The following is a 3,252-nucleotide window of genomic DNA, read 5'->3' as shown; positions in this document are numbered from 1 at the left end:
TAAGTACAATCTTTCACAATCTTATCGATAAATACCAATTTTTCATTAAATGATCCTCTACAATCTGTCTTTTCATGAAGAAGGATAGATGTTGGAATAATAGTCATAGTTTTTTTAATCGGGTATGCCTTCCAGTTAATTAAAAAACAATTTTCACAATCTCCGTACCATATAAAAAGGCGAGCGTTAACGCCCGCCGATATCATCCGAAACAAAAACCATATTGCAGCTAAAACATTTGCTGACATAACGATGAATAAAACAGCGTAAGATTAAAAATTTCTCCTACACTATTTTTTGCTTATGATATTTATGGTCAGTAAGATTCTTCGGTTTACCGTTTGTATCCCAAATCAGATCTGGAGGCTTTCCTACAGGTCTGATGGACTTAAAACGGCTCAATGGCTTTCTCGTTCTTACCAGTTTGAGGCTGATTTTCAATTCTTCTTTCTTCGGCTTCCTTAGGAATTTCTTTAAGGCGTTTATTTACTTCTTCTACTTGATTTGTAGTTCTTATTTCATCCATTTTCAAAAACCTCAATTCATTAAAATATTTTGATAAAAATAGTATGCAGCAGTAACGAAGATTTTATGTCCCCTGAAGTAAGCCACATTTTTTCCACCGGTAATTCACAAGGATTTTTATATAGAGTTGTTCAAATCTGCCATCGTTGTTAAATCGAGTTGCTTTACCCCTTGCTCTAACTTAGAGCGTATTTCCTTACTTAAAGTCGTATCCTGACTTACTCGGGAGAATCAATCAATCCAAGTGGAAGGTGTATTCGGAGTTTTGAAGGAAGATTACGGATTTCGAAGATTTTTAACAAGAGAGAAACAAAGCGTGAAGGTTGAGTTTATGCTTCTGTGTTTTGTCTCTAAACTGAACAAACTTCACAAAAGTATCCAACCTCAAAGTTTAGGTGTCACCCTCTATAAAAATTCAATTGCATAGATTCGCAAGCTAACCCAGTATTTTTGTTATGCCCGAAAACTAAAAAAGCATCTAAGATTTCTGCCATAATCGGCTAAAATCTCGATGCTTTTCATCTGGGATGTTAAAAGAAGGAAGCTGTCTCAATTTTCATTTGAGACAGCCCCTTTTTATGAATAGGATATGCGATTTCGCATTCACCATCGGCATAACAAGTAACTTTGATAGTTCCTGTATTTATTTACAAACAACTGCCTGTTATGCTTTTGGAGCCGTTCCTTCTGCGTTTGATACAACTGCATCGATTTGGATTAAAGCATCTGTAGGTAAAGCTGATACGCCAACTGTTCTTCGTGCAGGAACACCGCCTGGGAAGAATGTTTTGTAAGCTTCGTCTACAGCATCCATATCTTCAATATTCTTAAGGAAGATATTTACTTTAACTACATCGTCCATAACGTGGTTGATACTTTCTACAATTGCCTTGATATTTGTCAAGCACTGTTCAGCTTGCTCTTTTACACCGCCAGCTACCATCTCACCAGTTTTTGGATCCAAAGGCAATTGAGCTGAAAGGTGATTGTAATGAGAGAACGCTACAGTTTGTGTAGATAGGGAACACTTTGGTGCATTGTCAGTATTGTTCGCCCATATAACGATTCCATGTCTGTCTTCAATAGCTTGTGGAGGTGTACCATCTCCGTGTGACACCACTGCTTCAATTTGTACCAAAGCATCCATAGGTAGAGCTGCAACTTCAACTGTTGTCCGTGCAGGGACATAAGCTACGGCTCTGGCGATAGCCGAGTCTGGGAAGAATGTTTTATAAACTTCATTTACGGCTTCAGTATCAGATAGGTTTTTAAGGAAGATATTAATTTTAACAATATCATCAAAAGGAACGTCGATACTTTCTAAAATTGCCTTAATATTTTTTAAGCACTGTCCAGCCTGCTCTTTTACACCGCCAACTACTAATCGGCCAGTTTTCGGATCGATCGGCAATTGAGCTGAAAGATTATTGTAATGAGAGAAAGACACAGTTTGTGTAGATAGCGGACTTGTTGGTGCATTTGCCGTGTTATTTGTAAGCTTAATGAGGTCGCCTGCTTGTGGCGCGTTTGGAATTGTACCTTCACCGTGTGAAACAAGTGCTTCAACTTGCACCAAAGCATCCATAGGCAAAGCTGCAACTGCAACTGTTGTCCGTGAAGGAACATAGGTTGGGAAGAACGTTTTGTAAACTTCGTCTACAGCGTCAACATCTTTGATATTCTTAACGAATACAGTGATTCTAACGACATCGCTCATAACATGATCAATGCTTTCTACAATTGCCTTGATGTTTTTAAAGCATTGTTCAGCCTGCTCTTTAATGCCACCTGCTACCAATTTACCAGTTTTAGGTTCGATAGGTAATTGAGCTGAAAGATTATTGTAATGAGAGAAAGCAACAGTTTGTGAATATAGACCGTTACCGTTTGGAGCATTTTCCGTATTTCTTGCTGTTACTGCGTTATAACCGCTCATGATAGTATTCTCCTTTTAGATAAATATTTATTAACTCAAGTATGCACCAATAAAACCGCTTTAAACCATGGTTCCGTGATTGCATAGACGAAAAACGGAAGTCAGTGATATGGATTTGAAGACTGCTTTGGCTCAACCGATGGCGTTCTTCACGAAGTTGAAAAAACAATTCTCACTAGACACAGATTTCGTTTTTGAGCAAGTGTCAATTATAGCAGGCTTTCTTCGTGTTGACTACTTGTTTCTTGTGAATTGTTTTTTGAGTTGAGTTTTTTTCTGGACAACAACAGTTAAGGGCTGCGTCAAAAAGATGGAATCATTTCGACGCAGCCCTTGCTAAGCTTATTCATTAGCTCTACGAAATTTCTGTCAGATGTAATTCGCCACTACGGATATGAGGTAGATGAGCATATAGCTAAAACTAATTATAGAAATATAGGAACATTTATTTTGGCTAAAAATAAGTTGTTTGAATTCATTAGTCAGCAGCTTAGAAATTTAAACCTTAAGTGTTGAACAATAGAACAACACCAATAAGCTCAACCTAAACCCTATATTAACAAAACAGTATATATAACATAAATTTCCCATTTCCTTATAAAGTGTTATTCCAGAATATGGCCTTAAAATTAAAAATGAGCGCTTCTTTAAAGATAGCGCCCAATTTATGTTTTTCGCTAATCAGTGCATGCCTCCTTTCATGTAAGTTACTAACAATTTTCTTCAAGTTACCCTTCATTTTTCTGCCACATACATGAATAGTGCAGACTTGCTTGGAATATCCACATACA

Annotated in this window: 3 protein-coding genes and 1 pseudogene; 1 reads left to right on the top strand and 3 read right to left on the bottom strand. The window is 37.2% G+C overall.

The genetic code is table 11. The annotated features are described in order from the left end of the window. Nucleotides 1–388 precede the first annotated feature (388 nt). The gene (locus V7149_RS25415) at nucleotides 389–526 is read right to left on the bottom strand and encodes a hypothetical protein (RefSeq protein ID WP_335348343.1); all 138 of its coding nucleotides are present in this window, start codon (nucleotides 524–526) and stop codon (nucleotides 389–391) included. A 234-nt stretch (nucleotides 527–760) separates the two neighbouring features. On the opposite strand from V7149_RS25415, the pseudogene V7149_RS26700 reads away from it, so the two are divergent. Then, nucleotides 761–952 (top strand): annotated as a pseudogene (locus tag V7149_RS26700) (transposase); the annotation flags it as partial. Nucleotides 953–1,189: 237 nt separating this feature from the next. Here the strand turns inward: V7149_RS26700 and V7149_RS25410 are convergent. After that, a complete protein-coding gene (locus V7149_RS25410; protein WP_335348342.1) occupies nucleotides 1,190–2,461 on the bottom strand; it encodes a RidA family protein in 1,272 nt (423 codons plus the stop codon). 595 nt (nucleotides 2,462–3,056) lie between these two features. After that, nucleotides 3,057–3,252: hypothetical protein (locus V7149_RS25405; RefSeq protein WP_335348341.1), on the bottom strand; the 196-nt coding region annotated here is incomplete at its 5' end.

This window comes from Bacillus sp. JJ1503 (assembly GCF_036965125.1).
GTDB lineage: Bacteria > Bacillota > Bacilli > Bacillales > Cytobacillaceae > Cytobacillus.
The sequence above is the reverse complement of the archived record's forward strand: the minus strand, read 5'-3'. Positions and strand labels throughout refer to the sequence as shown.